The organism is Amycolatopsis speibonae, assembly GCF_042647925.1.
Taxonomy (GTDB): Bacteria; Actinomycetota; Actinomycetes; order Mycobacteriales; family Pseudonocardiaceae; genus Amycolatopsis; species Amycolatopsis speibonae.
On sequence record NZ_JBHRWK010000044.1, the window covers coordinates 141,938 to 161,324 of the forward strand.

General features: G+C 65.2%; 17 protein-coding genes and 1 tRNA gene. 5 read left to right on the top strand and 13 right to left on the bottom strand.

The genetic code is table 11. The features are described 5' to 3' along the window. The first annotated feature begins 34 nt into the window (after positions 1-34). Positions 35-2,179, top strand: a complete 2,145-nt coding sequence (locus ACFOSH_RS26775; protein ID WP_378241824.1) for a S8 family peptidase — start codon at positions 35-37, stop codon at positions 2,177-2,179. A 30-nt stretch (positions 2,180-2,209) separates the two neighbouring features. On the opposite strand, the gene ACFOSH_RS26780 is transcribed toward ACFOSH_RS26775, so the two are convergent. The 8 genes from ACFOSH_RS26780 to ACFOSH_RS26815 form a co-directional block, all read right to left on the bottom strand. Then, complete coding sequence (locus tag ACFOSH_RS26780) at positions 2,210-2,614, bottom strand: hypothetical protein (RefSeq protein WP_378241825.1); 405 nt, start codon at positions 2,612-2,614, stop codon at positions 2,210-2,212. A 186-nt stretch (positions 2,615-2,800) separates the two neighbouring features. Then, positions 2,801-3,508, bottom strand: a complete 708-nt coding sequence (locus tag ACFOSH_RS26785) for a hypothetical protein (protein WP_378241826.1) — start codon at positions 3,506-3,508, stop codon at positions 2,801-2,803. After that, positions 3,505-4,023 (bottom strand): hypothetical protein, encoded by a 519-nt coding sequence (locus ACFOSH_RS26790; RefSeq protein WP_378241827.1) that lies wholly within the window; start codon positions 4,021-4,023, stop codon positions 3,505-3,507. The genes ACFOSH_RS26785 and ACFOSH_RS26790 overlap by 4 nt, the downstream gene beginning before the upstream one ends. Before the next feature lie 49 nt (positions 4,024-4,072). After that, on the bottom strand, positions 4,073-4,585 hold the full coding sequence (locus tag ACFOSH_RS26795; RefSeq protein ID WP_378241828.1) for a hypothetical protein: 513 nt from the start codon (positions 4,583-4,585) through the stop codon (positions 4,073-4,075). Beyond that, entirely contained in the window at positions 4,582-5,721 is a 1,140-nt protein-coding gene (locus tag ACFOSH_RS26800) for a hypothetical protein (protein ID WP_378241829.1), read from the bottom strand. The genes ACFOSH_RS26795 and ACFOSH_RS26800 overlap by 4 nt, the downstream gene beginning before the upstream one ends. 163 nt (positions 5,722-5,884) lie before the next feature. After that, positions 5,885-6,451: a DUF6315 family protein gene (locus ACFOSH_RS26805; RefSeq protein ID WP_378241830.1), complete on the bottom strand. Its 567-nt coding sequence runs from the start codon at positions 6,449-6,451 to the stop codon at positions 5,885-5,887. Then, on the bottom strand, positions 6,451-7,230 hold the full coding sequence (locus tag ACFOSH_RS26810) for a hypothetical protein (protein ID WP_378241831.1): 780 nt from the start codon (positions 7,228-7,230) through the stop codon (positions 6,451-6,453). Before ACFOSH_RS26810 ends, ACFOSH_RS26805 begins: the two co-directional genes overlap by 1 nt. After that, positions 7,227-7,919, bottom strand: a complete 693-nt coding sequence (locus ACFOSH_RS26815) for a hypothetical protein (protein WP_378241832.1) — start codon at positions 7,917-7,919, stop codon at positions 7,227-7,229. The genes ACFOSH_RS26810 and ACFOSH_RS26815 overlap by 4 nt, the downstream gene beginning before the upstream one ends. 311 nt (positions 7,920-8,230) lie before the next feature. Here ACFOSH_RS26815 and ACFOSH_RS26820 point away from each other — a divergent pair, with 311 nt between their 5' ends. Further along, positions 8,231-9,043 (top strand): hypothetical protein, encoded by an 813-nt coding sequence (locus tag ACFOSH_RS26820; RefSeq protein ID WP_378241833.1) that lies wholly within the window; start codon positions 8,231-8,233, stop codon positions 9,041-9,043. A gap of 35 nt (positions 9,044-9,078) precedes the next feature. On the opposite strand, the gene ACFOSH_RS26825 is transcribed toward ACFOSH_RS26820, so the two are convergent. The 4 genes from ACFOSH_RS26825 to ACFOSH_RS26840 are packed head-to-tail and all read right to left on the bottom strand — an operon-like array spanning position 9,079 to position 16,830. After that, complete coding sequence (locus ACFOSH_RS26825; protein WP_378241834.1) at positions 9,079-10,131, bottom strand: Wadjet anti-phage system protein JetD domain-containing protein; 1,053 nt, start codon at positions 10,129-10,131, stop codon at positions 9,079-9,081. Then, on the bottom strand, positions 10,132-14,514 hold the full coding sequence (locus ACFOSH_RS26830; protein WP_378241835.1) for a hypothetical protein: 4,383 nt from the start codon (positions 14,512-14,514) through the stop codon (positions 10,132-10,134). After that, entirely contained in the window at positions 14,507-15,262 is a 756-nt protein-coding gene (locus ACFOSH_RS26835) for a hypothetical protein (RefSeq protein ID WP_378241921.1), read from the bottom strand. Before ACFOSH_RS26835 ends, ACFOSH_RS26830 begins: the two co-directional genes overlap by 8 nt. Before the next feature lie 50 nt (positions 15,263-15,312). Continuing rightward, on the bottom strand, positions 15,313-16,830 hold the full coding sequence (locus ACFOSH_RS26840) for a hypothetical protein (protein WP_378241836.1): 1,518 nt from the start codon (positions 16,828-16,830) through the stop codon (positions 15,313-15,315). Between the two features lie 700 nt (positions 16,831-17,530). On the opposite strand from ACFOSH_RS26840, the gene ACFOSH_RS26845 reads away from it, so the two are divergent. Together ACFOSH_RS26845 and ACFOSH_RS26850 are read left to right on the top strand one after the other, a co-directional pair. Beyond that, entirely contained in the window at positions 17,531-17,704 is a 174-nt protein-coding gene (locus ACFOSH_RS26845) for an excisionase family DNA-binding protein (RefSeq protein WP_378241837.1), read from the top strand. A 4-nt stretch (positions 17,705-17,708) separates the two neighbouring features. After that, positions 17,709-18,911, top strand: coding sequence for a tyrosine-type recombinase/integrase (locus tag ACFOSH_RS26850; protein ID WP_378241838.1), 1,203 nt, complete (start codon positions 17,709-17,711; stop codon positions 18,909-18,911). 55 nt (positions 18,912-18,966) lie between these two features. Here the strand turns inward: ACFOSH_RS26850 and ACFOSH_RS26855 are convergent. Next, positions 18,967-19,039 (bottom strand) — tRNA-Asn (locus ACFOSH_RS26855). A gap of 163 nt (positions 19,040-19,202) precedes the next feature. On the opposite strand from ACFOSH_RS26855, the gene ACFOSH_RS26860 reads away from it, so the two are divergent. Further along, complete coding sequence (locus ACFOSH_RS26860; protein WP_007031230.1) at positions 19,203-19,382, top strand: hypothetical protein; 180 nt, start codon at positions 19,203-19,205, stop codon at positions 19,380-19,382. The last annotated feature ends 5 nt before the right edge of the window (positions 19,383-19,387 follow it).

Sequence of the window (19,387 nt, forward strand, 5' to 3'; positions counted from 1 at the left end):
AGGCCGGCTGATCACGGCCACGGGTTCATCAGACTTGAGCAAGTACGCGGACAGCCTGGGCGACAAGTCGTCATCCGCGGTACTGGTCTCCATCGACCAAGGACAGGCGCTAGTGCACGTCCGGACGGACGCCCGAGCGCTTCGCCGCAAGATCGAACAGTACCGGGACAAGACCACCAAGTCCGGAGCGCCTTCCAACGAGCCACTCATAGCACGCATCGACTCCCTCCGTGTCCCCACACTGGCCGATCTGAGCTTGGGTGAGTTCAGCGCCGACGACATCGACGACAACACCTCGTACTGGGTGGAGCTGTGGACACGCGGCGGCAGCCTCGACTCAGCTCACGACAGGGAGCGAGTACGACAGGAGATCCACTGGCTCGCTCAACTGGGCGGTCACCATGGATCTCCGACGCGGTTCGAAGGAGCCGAGCGAGACATCTTCCTGGCCCGTCTCTCCGGAAACGTCCTTTCCGAACTCCCGAGCCTGGTTCCCGAGGTCTACGAAGTCCACCTCGCTCAACGTGTACGACTCGTCGAAGCATTGCTGCAGGGTGAAGCATCGGCCTCACCCCCTGTAGCCGTCGGCGAACCACCGACAGACGCGACCGTGGTCGCCGTGCACGACACAGGGATCAGCCCGGCACATCCGTACCTACGGCCGATCTTGCTGGGAAGCGGCAGTGTGGTACCCGGTGAGCCGGACGCGGCGGACCGTCACGGGCACGGCACCGCTATGTCCGGTATCGCCGCGTACCCGGACTATCTGCAAGGAATTGCGGCAGGCTTGCTGAATCCCCGGAACAAGCTGATCGGCATGCGCCTCATACCCACCCCCACCAGCGGTCCACAGGACGACGACCCGGAACTTTGGGCGGAGCGTACGGAGAACTCCGTCGTCGAAGCCGAGAATCTCGCGAACGGCCACAATGTGGTCCACAGCCTCAGCGTCGGAGCGGACAACCCGACCGCACTCCGCACCGCGTGGTCGATCGGGGTCGACCGGCTCGCCTGGAACGACGGGCGAGGACGGCTGATCGTCGTCGCCGCAGGCAACGTACCCAACGACCGGCTTGCCACGGTGGCCGAGGACTATCCCACGGTGAACTTGGGCGAACCGATCTGCCAGCCGGCTCAAGCGTGGAATGCGCTCACCGTCGGCGGCTATACCGGTCTTGCGGGTCCTGCCGCCCAGGGCACTGGCTCTTATCCTGCTCCGTTGGCACCGTCGGGTGGTCTGAGCCCCTACGCCAGCACGGACGTGGGTGGTAGCGCTCGGCCGATCAAACCCGACATCGTGAAAGAGGCAGGCAATACGGCTCCAGGGGGCGGTCTGCCGAACACGGGAGCACAGCACCTGTCGTTGTGGACGACGAGTTATCGGCACGGTAGTGGCGAACTGAGCACCCAGGTCTGGGCCACCAGTCCGGCCGCGGCGTCGGCCGCTGCCGACCTCGCGACGCTCGCGCGCTTGCATCCCGGCCTGGGAGCCTCCGCTTTACGCGCCCTGTATGTACACAGCGCACGCTGGACACCTGCCATGATGGACCAGTTCAGCGACCGCAAAGACCGGTTGCGCGCGGTCGGCTACGGTGTCCCGGATCTTCGCCTGGCCAGTGGTGCGGACAGCAACCGTCCGGTCTTCGTTCACGAAGGCGCCCTCGCCCCGGGCAGCAGGCAAGCTCACCTGCTGCGGGTACCACTGCCCCAACAGGTTCTCAACGACAACGCCGAGACACCGGTACGGCTGACCGTCACGCTGGCCTATTTCGTCGAGCCGACCGAAACGCTCGATATCCGCCGCTACGCGGGTGGAAAACTCAGGTGGGAGATGCAGGGGCCTCTCGAAAGCGAGGACCAGATGCGGCGCAGAATCAACGCGCTCGCACGAAGCACGGGAACGAGCAAGGCCAAGACCAGCGGATACAACTGGACGGTCGGGTCACTGCACCGCGCCCGCGGCACGGTGCAGTATGACTGCCTGGATCTGACGGCCAGTGAACTCGTGGGCGACCGGCTGATCGCCATCTATCCGGCATTGGGCTGGTGGGAAGACCACGACCGCACCAGGCATCTTCGGATTCCGTATGCAATGGTCGTCAGCGTCGACTTCGGGTCAGCGGACGTGGACATCTACAACGCGGTCCAGATCAGCACGACGGCCAGCGTATCCGTCTGATCATCCCCGGTGCCGGGACGCCCGCCCGACTCACCTGGTGGCGAGCGCGACGGCGGCGACCAGCGCGGAGAGGGTCGTGGCCATAGCGCTCACGGCCGCGGCCGAATTGGCCGTGTTACCCCAGAACCGGCCGAAGAGCTCACCCCATTTACTGGCTCGGAACGCCATCCTCGTCTTCTGCCATTTGTGCTCACGCAGGGAGCACCCCAACAGCAGGCCGGAAGAGTTTCGGCGGCAACCGTTCCCGTCGCGCGTCGTCGCCATGCACCAGGACGGCGCGGCGAAGAGCATGTAGAGCAAGGTCAGCGACGAAGCGATCAGAATGAACGCGGCGCCCATGTTCCCCGATACCCAGCCGTACACGATGACCGGCAAGAGAACATACCCGAAATACCGGCCGATAAATCCCGACTTCCTTTTCCGCATCCTCCCCATGCATTCCATGTTAATGCGATTCTCGCGACATGAAAGCGCCTGATTGTGTGCGCCGAGAGCGGAATCGGTCACCGAGGAGCAAAACACAACAGTAGGATTGGTTCCGTCGCACCGAACCACCGACCCGAGCGGGCTAGTCACCGACACGCACAGTGGCGCCTGCCCGGAAGATCGCCTGTTGAGACGTCACGGACCATTGCGGTAGCCGCGCAGGATCGTGGCGAATCGCTCCTTGAGGTCGTGCTCGGCTTTGAGTCCGGGCAGCACTCCGAGTTCATAGGCTCGTTCCCTGCCCTGGAGCAGGTGCATCACCGATCTGTTGACGACCGTCGCCGCCAGGATGGTCTTGGCCCTGCGCGACATTTCGGAGTCGAGACCGAGGAATTGCCGCCCCATGCCGAGGGACAGTGGTCTGGTGTAGTACTTGCCCTCGACCACGATCACCGCACCGGCGCTGTTCGGGTCGATGCGAAGCCTCCGGCAACGATCGGCCACGTCCTGGCGGAGCACCAGGACATCCGCCTCGTGGGCCACCTTGCTCGCCCCGATCACGGCGATACCAGTGTGTACTTCCAGCGAGCCCTTGGCTGCCCCCGGGTGGCTCAGCACCGCGTGGGTGAAGTCACCCGTCGGCAGCCGTCCGGGACCTCGACGCAGCCGGAACTCGCTCGTCGGCCCTCCGTCACTCTGCTGGAGGTCCACGGCGTAGCCCTCAGCGCCGGCAGCACGAAGAACCAGCGAGAACAGGTAGGCCTCGTACAGATCGTTTCCGGCCGTGGGATCGGCGCCGGCCGCGGCCAGGGCCGTGGGCAACGCTGCGGGCAGCGAGGCTTTGAGCCTGTCCAGCAGCCGCCGTTCCGTACCGGGCCCCGGCGCTTGTCCCTGGCTCGTCATCGCGTTCTCACCGACCAGGAGGGGCCGTCGTCGTCACGATCGTAAGGCGAGAGCCACTCCCCTCGCGGTAGTTCCGTGACAGCTCGCAGTTCGTGGATGACACCGACCACTTCGGCCACGGCAGGGACCGCCGCCCTCCGCTCCGAAAGCGTCCACGATTCCACGCTCGTTCCCCGCAGTTCGGCTTCCGGTGGGCTGTCGAAGGTGATGGTGGCACCGAGATCAGCCAGGACGGCACGCTCCATCTCGACCGTGCCCGCTGTCGTGACCTCGATCAGGTCGAGTAGCAGCCCGAGCCTGGAACGGACGTCCAAGGGCCTCACGAAGACGTCACTTTTCGACAGGCGGTCCTGCCGGCCACGGGCCACAAGGTCGAGCTGCGACACCTCCTTCGAGGTCAAGGTCTTACCCTCGGCCGCGATGACCCGCTCCTGGGCGACCACAAAGCCGAGTCCCGCGTCTTCGACCAGCTGTTCCAGCTCCGCCAGCAACCTTGCGTGGTGTTCCTCGTCCATCGATTTCGCCCCTCCCGCCTCCGGACACATCGAGCATAGGGCGCTGAGGCTACCGTTGCAGGAGCGGCAACAGCACGATCACGACACTGGCCGCTTGGGCGAGGACGGCGGTCACTTCCAGGACCAGTCCGCCGAAAAGTGCCCTGGCTCGGATCCGGTTCACCTTTCTGAGCCCGGCCAGCAGCCGGGCCTGCTGCCGGTACTCCTCCCGAGCGCTTTCGCCGTCCACAATGGACCAGTCGCTCGACTCGGCGACGACGATCAGGTCGGCCGCGTCGATGAGCGGCACGCGGGCGGGAACGTTGATGAGCAATCCCAGCACGGCCGCGGCGACCAGCACTGTCAGCGCCGAAACGAGCAGGATCACCGCGGTGTGCGGCAGCGTGAATCCCGGTGCACGGGTGGCGAGCGCTACGAATCCGAGTGTGACGGCGACCAGGGTGCCCGAGGTCGTGATGACGGCGATCCCGCGCTGCTCGATCGAGCCTTTCTTGCTCCGCTCGTCGGCCAGCTGGTCAAGCAGGAGTGTCCGGTAGCGGCCCGCGGGCTGCTCGTCCGTCATGCGCGGCCCAGCCGCGCGGCGAACGGTGATCGCGACGGCCGGGCGAGCACGGTGACCGGCCACTGAAACTGCCGCCACTCCAATAGTCCCGTCGTTCCGGCGTTCTCCAACCCCAGCTCCTCCCCCACGGCGAGCGTCGCATCGCTGATCCGAAATCCGCTGTGGAGCGCCACCAGTTCGGCCTTGAGCTTCCGCAACTCGGCCAGGAATCCCGGGTTCTCGGCGGCTGTCCCCTTCACCATGCCCTCGTAGCGCGGATTCCCCCGCGGATACCCACTCCGAAGCTTCTTGAGCACCCGCCGCACCAGGCGGGGAGTCCCGAACTTGCCGGTGTGCATCAGGTCCAGCAGACGTCTCGCCATGAGTTCTTCTTCGTCGGTGAGCCGTTCGGGCGACTCCAGCCGCACGGCCAGCCATTCGCAGAGGGAACGTTCCTCGCTGCCACGTCCGCTCGCCGCTTCGGCCAGCCGGCGAGCGATCGAGGCCCGATGGTGATCCCACTCCCGGTGGATGCCCCCGACCGCCCGTTCGAAGCGCTCCAGTTTGGACACGGTCACGCCGCCGATCTTCATCTTCGCGAGTTCGGCCTCCTTCCGGTTGATCTCCGTCGCGAGCGGTTCGATCCGCGACTTGATCGACTTCAGCAACTGATACACGGTCGTGCTCCCCGGGAGTTCGACGGCGAGCGCCGTCCTTTCCTGTAGTGACACGACCACAGCGCAGGGCACCATCGACTCGGCGATCCCGAAAAAGGTCTGCAACTCCGAAACAACGGTGGACAAAGCCGTCTCGTGCCGCTGATCACTGTCCACCGGATACGGCGCGGCGAAGACCTTTCCAGGCGGGTCACCCTTCACCAGCCGGACCGAACGCGAAGACACCGCCCGCAGCCGATCGCGTTCACCGAACAAGGCCAGGTCGGGAACCGCGGCCCAACGGCCGCCCGGGTACGGACCGCCGACCAGGATCGATCCTTTGACCATCGGGGTGATGACACCGAGGTAGCGGCCTGTGACGTCGTGGATGCTGCTCCAGTCGCGGAGCAGGCCGAGATAGCGGTCCGGGTCGTCGGCTGCCCGGCACACCAGGAAGACCAAGGCCGCGTAGCCACCGTCGTCGGTCGACCGCAAGCTCATCCGGAAGAGCCTGTCCACCGGAACATCCGTGATCAGCATTGCCCCTCACAGCCTCGTTCCGCCACGCCCCACCAAGGGGAGAACGTAAGCACAGTACCCTCGGACGCCGCCGCTCCCTGACTTCCCCGCGCACGCGCGGGGAAGTCAGGGAGCGAGACCTCTGTCAGGCTTTACCCGGATCCGACCGCAACGGATAGTAAACGTGAGGCGGCTCCCGAGACGTCCCCGGGATCGCGAACCAGAGGATCCATTCGTCCGGCTGTTGCACGATCCGCACGGCCTGTTCGAGCCCGGCGACGAGATCCAATGCGGTGACCGTCTCGGCGAGCAGGACCACGAAAGTCCCATCGTCGAGGTAGCGAGTGATCAAACCGCTCGTGTGTCGGACCTCGAGATCTCGCCAGGCCACGCGGACGTCGCGCTCCTGCAGCCATGTCACCAGCATCGGGACCTGGGTGTCGGCCACGATCAGATCCGCGGTCCGTACCACGTCGACGCCGAGCATCGCATCTTCCACTTCGTCTCGGTCATCGTCGTCGCGCAGATACGCGTGCTGCGTGTCAGAGCCACACACAGCGCATTTCCGCCAGACGTAGCAACGTCCGATGGCGGCTCGGCGACCGTCGACCTCCTCGATCGGCGCTTCGCCCCAGCCACTCCAGTCACTGACCTTTCTCGTTGCACCGCATTCACAGCACAGGGCAAGATAGGCTTGTTTCCTCTTGGCCATCATTCGTTCCCAGCGGGGGACAATTCCAGAAGCTTCCGATCCTCGACCACCTTTTCACCGACTCGGGTGATGAACAGGTGCTCCTGCGAGCAATGAACGAGCGCTTTTCCATCCAGGGCACCAAGGGTTCTCTTGAGGTTCTTCCCCGTGGCAGGCGAGAGCCATTCGCGAAGATTTCGCAAGGTGGTGCCACTGGAGCCGACGTGGTAGAGCAGGACCAAGACCACCTCGCCGGCCCTGAGGTCCGCACGCACGACGCGCGGCTTGCCCCGGAAGACTTGCACTGACGGATACTTCCGGGTCACCAGGTCATCGACCAGTTGCTGAGCCCCGTCCACGGTCGCCTTGCCACTCAGCCGGATCAGTTCCGCGACCACCCAGTCGAGCACCGATACCACCAAGGTCGCGTCCTGCAGGTTGGGATCGATACCGTCAGCGATATGGCCAACAGCCCTGTTGTTCCGAATATCGTAAACGACACGGAGCGCTCGCGGCAGGTATACGCGAACCGACTTCGGATACCCGGCGGCCGGGAGCGCAGCGAGCCGCTTCGCCACTTTCTCGGTGTCGAGGATTCCTCCGATGGGCGTGAACGCTCCGGTCGCCATGGATTCCAGTATGCGATAGGCAGCCTCGCAAAAATGGCCTCCTTCCACCCCGCTGAGCTTGTGACCACCCAGCAGGTAATTACGCTTTGCCTCACTGTAGGCCTGCAGCAGTTTGTCGACCAGCTTCCGGTCGTACGCGGACTCCAGTATTTCGCGGGCGCCGGCGCTCACTCCTGCTCCAGACCGTTCGCGTCTTCTTTCCTGCCATTTCCCGAACTCCGTTTCGCGCGGTACCCGTGTTCCCGCTTCGCCTCCTTGACCGCGTCGCGTGCGGGAAGGGCCTCCACAACCGCCTCGCCGCGCATTGTCAGCTGTTTCAGTCCGGTACCAGCCGAGACGATGTAACCGCTCTGCCGATCCGCGTTGTCAATGTCCCGCGAGAGGTGCCCCAGCCTACGCCCCGCCGCTTCGGTATTCAGTGCATCGATGTCCTTCGCCTTGAAGTGCCGGACACCACGGTGGTACGTGAGATAGTAGGCGAGACAAGCGATACGCTCAGTTTGACTCTGCGGCTTCTTCACTCCCATGAACGCTCGCGGGTCGAGGTCTCCTTCAGGCGTACTTCTCGCGGACTCGGTCTCGACACGGGAGGCGGCGCCAGGCGCGGCCAGGTGCCCGCGGACGGGCTCCTCAAGCTGAAAATTCTGGACGATCCACAGTATTGATCGCACCTTTCCTTCATCGGGCAGCAGGTGAAGTGCGCCGTAGCACTCGGCCATCGCCCTGAGCTCGGAAACGCCACGGTCCGCGTCTTCGTCGTTTCCGCGCCGAAGTGGGCTCACCTCTCGAAACCCCCCGTTTTGGAGGGCTCGAATCTTCGGCTCCCCCATAGGGTTTTCGCCATCTTCCGAAGCAGACATTTTTGCTCCCTTTCGCCGGTGATCTCGCCACTCGACGGTAACGCCGACGGAGCCCACCGATGTCGCGCTTATGTCGCGGACATTCCTCAGACAAGCCTCCTCGCGAACCCTTTTCCCAGGTCAACACCCTCACGACGGTCACCCGAAAGAATGAGCGGCACGCCTTCGGCCGTTGCTATAATGACCGGTTGCCCTATCAAGGAAGGTGATCACCTGTGGCGAGGTCCAAGCCGAACGCCGAAACCGCTGGACGTGTTCTTCGCTATCTACTCATAAGCAACGATCGATACCGAACTCGCTGGCAACACGAAGTGAAGCGCGAACGCGGCGAATTGAACCAGGCCGCGATCGCGAAGGTGGTCACCGATTTCGCTTGGGAGAACCACGACCGGCGCGAGATATCCGATGCCAGGGCTTTGAAGGACCTTGTCCGAAGGGCTTTCACCGGCGAACACCTGACGCCGCCTACCCTGGCCCTGTTCATCGCGGCGTTCGACATGGACGTCGCCGACAGCGATCGTTTATGGCGGGCGCTCGCGAGCCCGGACACCGCGGCGCCCAGCACAACGGCCCGCATTCCGGCGCGCGGCCGCGCGATGATCTTTCCGCAGCGTCATCGCACGGTGAACCTGGTGGAACGCTACGTGGTGGAAGAAGGTCGTTACCTGCGAGGCAGGCACACGACACAAACGCTCCGCGCCGTCGACGACAACGTCTGGTTCTACTTGTTCAACCACGAGCCCGAGGCTCGCGGCGTGGACGTACTGCACGGCGGGCGGCCGGGCCGCAGTCACGAATACGGCAGGGGTCTTCGCGGAATCGAAATCGAACTGGAGCGCCCTCTGCGCCGGGGAGAGACAGCGGCTCTGGACTATCGCACACATTTCGGCGGGCCGCGCACCCAGCGGACCGAGGTACGCCGACCTGTTCACGCCCGGGTCGAGAATGTCGACTTGGCGGTAGCGTTCAAGGGGCGACCACCCCGGCGAGTGTGGTGGTGCGTCTGGACCGACCACCTCGCCGACGAACCGGCCGAACAGCGTCCGGTCAGGATAGACGGTGGAAGGGCGAGGTGCTTCGTGTCGTCGCTCGATGCCGAGGCCGGCTTCAGGTGGATTCCGTAAGGCACGCCGCCGCAGCGAGAGGAGGTGGAAACGAATCAACCGGAGAGATCGGAGCGCCACTCGTCACCGGCGGTCAACTCGGTGAATCCGACCTCTTCCTGGGCGAGACGTGTGCCGCCTGTCAGATGCCCGGCTGCGCTGCTCCGCAAAGGCGCGGGAAGCCAGGCAGCCAGGATGTGCGCCTTGGTCTCAGCCAGGCGTGCTTGGCCCGGCTGGGGTCTCGCATGGTGGAACATCGCCTCATAAAGACCTGTCGCAGGCCGTATCTCCGGAAGGTTCTCACGCGCCGCGAGCGCCGCGGCACCGGCCGGGATCTGCAAGCCTTTGGCGTCGAGGTCTCCGAAGTACCACACCTCCCTGACGGCGTGACGCAACCTGCCGAGCGAAAGCACCGACTGTTCGAAGCCCCCGCCCGCTCCCCAGCCGACTCGGCCGACGTCTCCGGGCTCCGCCGTGAGCACGGACACGAGCGAGTCGAATGTATCGCTGTTCTCGACCACGAGAAGCACGGGTCCAGGTCCGACCGCCTCGACGATGAACCCTGGAGCGACTCGCCGGGCACGCAACAGTTCCAGGCTGAGTCTGCCCTCACCGAACAAGGTCGTATTCATCAACCTGTCCAGCACCTTCTCGTTGCCGAAGATCTTGACCGACCGCTCTCGATGCGGAACTACCGGCAGATCTTCGTGTCCGTGCTCGTACAACCACGTGTTGAGGGCCAGCAGATGCGTTCGCTGGGCAGGAGTGGGCCGGACGTCCTCGACCCACGCCAGCCGGTGATGCCACACCACCTGGAGAGCCGATTCCTGTGGTTCGGATGCCGGCAGCGTCACGAATTGCGGCAAAGGTGGTTTCTGGCTGCGATCCCAGGAGCGCACTCCGGCCGGCTTCAGCAAGCCGACGTTGTCGAGTTCCACGATGACCTCGGCGAGAACCTCCCGCCTGCCAGGCGCCGATCTGCTGGCCGGATCCGCCGTATCGAAGAGGCGCCATAACTCCTCGAGACGCACTCGCCGTCGCGGCCAGGCGGCGAGCTGATCCGCCAGCCCACGAGCCCGAAAGCTGAGGGCATCCCCGCCTACAGCCACTCAGCCCACCTCCTCGACGGTGTGTGGCTTACGGAAGAACCGGGCCGCGGTGAGGTGTCCGTGCTCGGGATCGCCGTCCGCAGGGAGCCTGGCCCGGATCTCGTCCTCGATGGTCAAGTAAGCCATGCCGCTTCGCAGGTCACGGTCGTTACGCAGCCGGATGATCAGCGGGAACAACGAAAGCGCGTTGATGTCGAAGAGCCCGGTCGTGTAGATCAGCTGGACGCCCAGCGCGTCCGCCACACCCAACTGCAGGTCCAGCAGATAGCCCGCCGATGCCCGGCCGATCGGGTTGTCCAGGAAAAGGACTCCGGCATGGGGACGGCGAAGAAGACCGCGCTCGTTCGATCGCAGGGCCGCCATCGTGCAGTAGAGGATGATGGCCGCGGTGAGCGCCTGACCGCCCGAAAAGACGGTGTCCACCATGGAGATCCGGATGCGCTCACCGCTGAACACGGTGTCGGGCTTGAGAATTTCGACTCGTATGCCTTTGGGTATCGCGGCTCGGACTCCCTTGAGCAGAAGCGTCATGCCGTCACGTTTCCCGCCGGTCGCCTTCGCGGTGCCCGCGGCCGCTTCGTCCACCACCTCACCGAGCCGCTCGTCGAGTACCGAGGCGTCGAGTTCGGTGAACCGGATGTGCAGGAAGCGAAGGTTCGCCCAGTCGCCGAGCGATTCGGGCAGCGCGCTGACTTTTTCGGCGGTACGAAGGGTTTTGAGCGCGATCTCGACCATTCCACGCAGCCGGACCACGATCTCGGTGCGGTGACGCTCGATATGGGCGAGATCGTCGGTGAGACTGCGCAGCCGCGGCTTGAGCGCGCGCTCCCAATCCGCCGCGTACTCGACGAGCCGTTCCCGATCGACCGCGATCATCTGTTGCCTCACCGGACTCTCGACCTTCTCGAAGGCTCGGTCGACGGCGCATCTGCCGAGCGCTGAGGAGCGTTCCCGAACCTCCTTCTGGGCGTTGTCGAGCAATTCGTTCGCTTCAGCCACCGAGCTCCGGATCTGGGCGCGTCGCTCGCGTGCGGTCGCAGCGTCACCGGGATAAGGGGACTCGTCGTCCTCCCCCGTGATCGCCAGGCCGCTCACCGACTCGTAGAGCGACCCGAAATCGCGGGTGATCCCCTCGGTCGCAGCGATCTTCTTGTCGATCTCCTCCAGCCCGCGCTGTGCTTCTTCGGCGGTTCCGCGGGCGTCCCGGTAGTCGGCCGAGGCGACGTGCAGCAGTTCTTCCGCGTGAGCGAGGTCGTGAGGATGGCCATAGGGCTCCATCGAAACTTCCTGCGGCTGCTGGGCTTCATACGCATGTTTGCGAGCACCCTCCTGTGCTTGCGCCTTGCCGACCTGCTCCCCCAGGCTTTTGACAGCGCGTTCGGCCCGCGCGGTGGCCGCGGACCTGGCCGCCGCGTCCGCGCCGTCCGGTCCGCTCAGCAGCTCGGTCGCGCGAGCCTGGATGTCCGGTGGCAGCTTCTCCAGCGCGGCACGCGCCTGCGCTTCGGTGCGGAGCTTCGCCTCCAGATCCGCCCGCAGGTCAGCACCGACCTCGACCTGTTCATACGCTTCCTTCGCTGCTCGATACGACGCGCGGAGCGTTTCGACGGACTCTGAAGGTGGTGTCGAGGGGCTGTCCGCTGAGCCGCCGCCGGCGATCTGCCCGACCTCCTCGCGGGCGGTGGCGACGGTCCGTCCCTGGTCATCGGCCTTGCGATGCAGTTCGGACTTCTCGCCGTGCAGTGTTTCGCCCCGGCGTCGGGCATCCTCCGCGGCGAGCTGAGCTTCACCGGCCGCAGTCTGCGCCTCTTTCAGCGCGTTCGACCATTCCGGCTCCTGGGCGACGACCTTGGCGAGAGCCGCGAGCTCGTTCGCCCGGGCCCGGGACGTCCGGGCCGTCGAACGCAAGCCGGGCAGGCCTGTGGCGATGGCTTCCTCTGCCTCGTTGATCTCCTCGAGCCGGGTGCGGAGATCCTTCACCCGGTTCTCGGCCTGCTCCAGCTCTTCGCCCGCCGTGTCACGTTCAGCGGTGAGCCGTTCGACAGCACCTGGTGGCCATGCGTCGCGCCATTCCTTCAACCGCCTGACCAGCGCCCGATCATGGTCACCTTGGGCGGCCAACGCGTCCATCCTCGTCCGTCGTTCCCCTGCGGCTTCCAGCAAGCGTTGCCGTTCGGCGGCCGCCAGCCCCACGTCGTACATGGCAGGGTTCGGCGGCACGACGTACTCGGGCTCGACCGGCGGCGGCAACGTCCCACCCAGGGGCTCGGTCGTACCGACGACGACGATGGCCTGCGGCAGCAAGCGCGTCGATTCCAGGACATCCCGGGCCCTGTCGAGCTGCTGTGGATTGTTGAGGACGACACCGTCGACCAGCTGCGGATGCGCCGCCATGACCCGTCCACGCCGGTCCTCCGGCACTTTGGCCAGGTAGTCCCATCCGGCGTACGCCCGGATTCCGGCTTCATCGAGGTTTTCGAGCACTGCGACAGTTTCGGGGCGCGGTGGAAGCAACTCTCCGGTCCGGAGTGCCTCCAGCACCCGGCGGTCGGCGTCGTCCGCGACTTGCAGGGCGACCAGCGACCTGCTGTCCTCCTCGATGGTCTCGCCCAACCGGGCCAGGAGCGCGCAGTAGTCGTCCGCGAGAGTGATCGACACGGTGCCCAGCACAGCCGCCAGCCGTTCTTCGGCGGCCAGCGCGGCTGTCACGGTCAGCGCCTCTTGAAGGGCATGCTCCTTGGCAGTGAGGTCTGCTCTGTGTCTGCCGGCTACCTGGTCCGCTTCGCGCATCACTGGATCGACCATTCTGCGCTCGGCACCGAGCCGGTCGGACTCGTTCTCGGCATCGGAGACGGCCGTGTCCGCCTCTTCGGCGATCGCCCCGGCTTCTTCAGCCGCGTCGGCAGGGGACCGAGCATCCTCCAGGAGTCCGTCTCCCACCGCCTTGATCACCTGTGCCCGCGCCGCGGCGATCTTGTCTCGTGCCGCTTCGGCGCGCGCTTTTTCCCTTCCGATCGTTTCCCGCTGCGCGCCTTCTTCTTCAGCCAAATCGGAAATCTCGTGCTCAAGATTTTCCGCCAGCCCTGTCAGGCGCGCGATCTCCGCTTCGGCCTTGTCGATCAGTGCGAGGAGACCTTGCACGAGCCGGGCAGCGGCGGCGTCCCGTTCCCGCAAAGGCCCCGCCGCTTCCTTCTCTTTCGCCGCGACTTGGTCATGCACGGCTTTCGCGGTCCCTCGGGCGCGCTGGAACGCGAGTAAGACATCCATCGCCTTCCAAGCGTCCAGATCCACCTGATGCGTGGCGAGCCGGTTCGTGAGCTCATCCAGGAGGTCCTGGGCCAGTCGCCATTCGATGCGAGCCTTGTCCCGGCGGAGTTCGAGGACGAGGCGGTTCATCCTGCGGTTCTCCCGCTCGGCGACATCGTGCCGCTCGTCGGCCGTCACCCGGCGCTCATTCAGCAGTTCGAGCCGCGAGGTTTCTTCGGCGAACCGGGCTTTGACCGCTCCGATGAACCGGGCGGCGTCCCGTGTCACATCGGCGGACATCTCCGCGGCCGCATCGGCTTCCTTACCGGCTTCCGCGAGTGGGCCGAGCAGTTCGAGTGTTCCACCGACGAAGTCCCGCTCGGCGACCATCGCAGCGCGTTCAGCGAGCTGACCGGCGTAGCCGTCGATGAGTTCGGCGAGCAGTCGCGGCTCGTCCTCCTCCGCCACGGCACGAAGCATCCAGTCGACGAAAGCCTCATCGCTCTTGAAAGAGAAGGCATCGGCTGCTTCGCCCTCACCCGCGTTCATCTTCCGTTGGTAGGCGAAGAGCTTCGAATCGAGATCCAGCGTCTCCAGATGCTCCGTCCACGCCGACGGGGCCGTCAGCCATTCGAACTGCAAGTGGGGTTCCTGCCGCTGGGCTTCGGTGAGCCGGTCCTTGAACCCGTTCAGCTCGACCTGTCTACCCTGCTGGGTCACCGGAAGAGTGTCCAGATCGAGTCGGTCGGTCGGCCGGAGCGACCACCATCGTTCGACGAGTTTGTTCGGGTCGCTCGACACGACGTGACCGCGCCAGGCGGACGACTTCCCGGTGAGCACCCGTTGTCCTGTCCTGGTGTGCTGCCATTCCAGGATCACGTGGGCGACGTCGTCCGCGAGCACGAAATTGTCCAGCACCTTCGTGTTCGTCGTGCCGACGATCTGCCGTCGCCCGGGAAGCATCACCGAGAAGATCAGCTTGATCAGCACAGACTTGCCGTTGCCGTTCTCCGCGAAGAGCACGGACGCCGGCGACGGCCGCCGCCCCGAACCGACCTGCCGCAGGTCGAGAACTACGTCCTGGTAACGCGCGCCTTTGGGGCCGACCGAATGCAGCCGGACACGGGACAGTTCATACATCGGTGCCGCCGTCCCCGGAGCCGTTCGTCACGGCGAGGCTGCCGGACGGATCCGTGACGGAGACGACTCCGAGGTCCAGCAATTCCCGGAAGGCCGCGCTCGCGGCCACTTCGCGAATCTGTTCCTGGTAACGAGCGGTCGTACGATACGATCCGCCGCTCTCATTATTGCGAAATACCAGGAATCCTTGGTCCGCCAGAAACCGCACGGCCTTCGCGATGATCGCGCGGGTGGTGTCCGGAGCCAACCGGCCGTCCTTGGTCGACGCCGCGGCCGGACGGCGTGCGTACGCGCGCCAAGCCCGTTCCAGATCAGGTGCCGTGTCGAGCGGATCCTGATTCTCGTCCGCCTCCACGGCGCGCTGTTCCAGCACCCGGCAGGCGTCCCGCAGGACCGCGTCGACCTCGGCCACGGCGACGTAGCCGACATAAGAAGTGTTGGCGAGGTCATCCGGCCGGGGGAAAGCGAGTGCGGCGACCGCCAGGTGCGCCAGCCCGTGCAACATCTTGTCGACACCCCGGTTGCCTCCCAGGGCGGCACGTTTGGCGTACTCGTCGAACTTCAGCTCGAATGGTGATTCCTCCCGCGGCACCGGGATCGCCCCGGCCTGCTGTGTCACCGCCAGCATCGTGATACCGAGTCCTTCGGCGAACGCTTTGACGAGTTCGGCGAACTCGTCGTCCTCGTGGTAGCGCCGGACCAGGTCCGCGTAAACGGCGTCCCGCGCGGGAAGGTGCTTGGGCCGCATGCCGAGCGCGAGCAGTCGCCCGGCGTCCGTCGCGTCCTCGGTCGACGAGTTCACGCGACCACCTCTCCTCGATCGTCATCGGCCGGGGCCTGATCGGCGGAATGTCGCTTGCTTTCCAGCGACGCGAGGCCGACCAGGAGATCAGCACCGCCGAACTCGTCGTCGGCCAGCGGGGTTCCGTCGTCGACGGCGAGCAGAATCGACTCGTCTCCCTGGCGCAGGGCCGTGGTCACTCCAGGGTCCAGGGCGTGAAAGACCCGGAGTCCGATCAGCTGTGGCAGATCGGGGTCGAGAGCCCGGGCCTCGGCCAGCAGCCCCGACAACCTGCGCGGTACGGCTCCCAACTCGAGCAGCCGGTCGGCCTTCGCCCACTGCTCGTCGGTGAAGACCGCCGGGTCCGGAGTGGGCACCAGATCCGGCTCCGGAACCGGTTCTCCGAGATCACCCCGGTCCACGGGAGGCGAGAGCAGCTTGTACACGAGGTCGACCATTCTCGGGACACCTTTCACCGACAGACCCGTTCCCTTGACGAAGAACGCCGTCGTCACCCTGGCCGCGCCCGCGATGCTCAGATCGAGTGTCGGCGCCAGCAACTGGCCGAACAAATCGACGGTGATCTTTCTGACGGGTGCTGAAAATTCCTGCCGATCCTGTTCTGAGCGGAAGGTCTTTCCGGCGGCGATCAGTCTGGCCTGGAGCTGCCCGTGCCGTTGCATGCAATCGCGGACGATCGTGATCAGGGTCGCCGCCTGCCGCTTACGAGCCGGCGACTCCGACTCGTCCCGTGCCTGCGTGATGTTCGTGAGGATCGCGACTTCGGCACGATGCCGGGCCGCGACATGGTCCAGCGCCTTTTCGATCAAGCCGGGTACTTCGTCCACCCAGTCGACCGCGCGGACGTTGCGGCGCGTGGCGTCGAGAACTCTTCGAAGCTGATCGGCGTACTGGACCGTGCGCCAGCGCGCGGCTTCGGCGGCCAGCTGCGCGTCGGAGAGCCTGCCTCGCCGGACCAGGTTGTCCAGTTTCGTCTCCGCGGCCTCCTGAGCCGACTCGACATCGGTGTCGAGTGCGCCGACCAGGACATTGATCGCTTCGTCAGTCGAACGCAGGTAAACCTCGCCTTCAGCCGAGAACGACTCGACCAGCAACTTGAACGGCCACGTGCGCCGCTCGTACCGGCCCTCCGCGTCGAAGGTGCCGTAGGTGGCCGCGAAGCCACGATCCTGGGTGCCGACGTTGATCAGGTTGTCCATGACCCACCTGGCGACTCTCCGATGTTCTTCCGACGCCCGGTCTGGCGCCTGAGCGGCCACGAAAGGGATGGTCCGGCGCAAGACCTCTTCGTGATCGGCCCCGCGGTCGAAATCCATCCGGATGGTTACCTGATCGATGATCGTCAAGGCGACTTCCGACATCTGGTAAACGTCGGCGTCGGCCCAGTCGAGCCGCCCCTTTCGCGCGTCCAGGTCGTGCACCGGAGCGGTACAGGCCAGGGCTTTCAATCGCCTCGCCAGGGCCGCGTCCACCACCGGCCCGTCCAGATCGCCGGGCGCTTCCTCTTCCACCATTCTCAGACCGTAGCCGCGGGGTACGACGGTTTTTCCGGGCCGCGAACGTCCTGACTCCCGAGGGTGCAGCTCGCGCTGAAAAGAAAAGTGCCACTACCTGTTTGCGAAGCTGTCGTTACCAGGGTTGCATGCCACGTCCTGACGAAACCGCGACGGTCCCCGGCTCCGATATTCGTCATGCCCCATTCGTCGCGGTGTGAGGCACCCCCGTTACGGCAGGCGCCTTACTCAGGGCAGGCACGTTCAGGCGACGATCCCGTCAAGTCTGTAACTCCAGCGCCACCGCTCGCCGTGCCGAAGTCGATACCTGCGACACGGCATGTCCAGTTCAGCCGGCCCACCGCCCTCACCGTCGGGGGAACCCTCCAAGGCGCAGCACTCTTACGCAGCAGTACACATCCTGACACTCCTTCACCCGCTTGATGTATCCGGATAGCCGTCCGGAGCGCCTTCCACCAGCTCACTGATGACATGGACTTCGAATCGCCTCAGGTCATAACCACCGGCCTCCCACGCCATCTCACTTGTCTCGACACGCCACTCCCGCCCGGTGGCACGTTCCCTCACCAACCAGCTCAGTCCGTCCACCTCCTCTCACCCCGCGCAAGACAGTAGAACATACGTTCGCATTCACCCTGTTGCCCGCATGGAACACCCCAGCCAAACGCATGTCTTCCCCATGAACGGTGAAGAAGACGCATTGCCCAGACGAGCATGGACCCCGCATGAGGCCGCACTGCAGCTCGGCGTCCCCTATGAGACAGTCTTGCGGCTCATCCACAAGGAGACGCTTCACGCCGTCACCGCCGGGCGCTACTACCTCATTCCGGACTCGGCGTTGGAGAGCTTCCTGAATCCCAGCGCGAGAAAGTGAAGCCATGGGACGCCCTCCTACACCAATCGGCGCATACGGAGTCATCTCCACGCTGAAGCTGCCGCCGACGAAATCCGGCCAAGTCCGCCACCTTGCCCGGACGTATTTCAAGGCACAGGACGGTTCCCTGCGACTTGTCGGCAGGCAAGCGACGACGAAGACGCAGGCGATCGCCAGGTTGAAGGAAGCCCTCGTCGACTTCACCGCCGAAGCGACCGGCGAAGACATCCACCCGGGCACCAGATTCAACGCCGTCACGGACCGGTATCTCGAGGAGATCGAGCTCGAAGCGAAGCTCGGCACTCTCTCCCCCGGCACGGTGAGTCTGTATCGCCGGGCGCTGAAGAACTGGGTACGACCGGCGATGGGACAACTCCACTGTCGCGAAATCCGAGTCTCCACCTGCGACCGCGTCGTCAAGAACGCCTTGCGGAAGCGTAGCTACGAAACGGCCAAGCTCGTGAAGTCCGCCTTGTCCGGGGTGTGCGATTTCGCAGTGCGGCACGACGCCATGGAAGCGAATCCGGTCCGCTCCCTGCGACGGATGACCACGGGCGGCAAGAAGGAGATCCTCGCCCTGACCACCGAGCAGCGTGTCGACCTCTTGGCCAAGCTCCGCGTGTACGGACCCATGCGTCAGCGCGACTCCCGTGGGCGCCCGCTGGGGGTCCGTGGCCAGATCTGGCTGGACCTGCCGGACATCATGGAGGCGATGCTGGCGACAGGTGTCCGGATCGGAGAACTTCTCGCCATCCACGGCACGGACGTCACGTCCACCGTCGCGGTGACACATCACGTCGTCCGGGTGACCGGGCAAGGTCTCGTCCGGCGACCGCTCCGCAAAGGGGGTGTCGACGGTCTGGTGCTCGCGGTCCCAGAATGGTCGACGCCGCTATGGGAGCGACGCCGTCGAGCCGCCGGCGAGGGCCCGTTGTTCGCCTCGTTCGCCGGGGACCTCCTGGATCCGTCGAACGTGGTGAACCGGCTCGAAGAGGCGGTGACCGCGGTGGGCTACAACTGGGTGACCAGCCACGTGTTCCGCAAGACGGTCGGCTTGGTCCTCGACGAGGCGGATCGTCCGGCCACGGCCATCGCGGACCAGTTGGGCAATACCCTCGCCGTCACCGAGCGGCACTACCGCAAGCGGCGAGCGTCCAATCAAGCCAACATCCCAGCGCTGGAAGGCATGTTCGTTTCTGATGGGTAAATCATGGCTTGAGCCCGAAAACGAAGAAGCCCAGGCCTCGTGGCCTGGGCTTGAGCTCCCCCGCTTGGACTCGAACCAAGAACCCTCCGGTTAACAGCCGAATGCTCTGCCAGTTGAGCTACAGGGGATTGTGCTCCGTACCAGCCGGATCGCTCCGACCGATGAGAGAACTTTAGCCCATGACCCCCGATGGCCGCGCACCCACCCCCCACTTTCGGCGTCACCTCGTCAAGTTCGCGTTTTGAGGGACAATGACAGCCGGAGCAAGATCGAACGGAGGCGTGGACTCGGATGAAGATGTTCCTGCTGGGTGCGGCCGCGGGCTACGTATTGGGCGCGAAGGCCGGCCGGGGACGGTACGAGCAGATCGTGCGGACGTACCGCAAGATCGCTGACCACCCCATGGTGCAGGGCGCCGCCGGGGTCGCTCGCGCCAAGGTCGGTGAGAGGTTCGGGCGGCCCCAGCGCTGACCCTG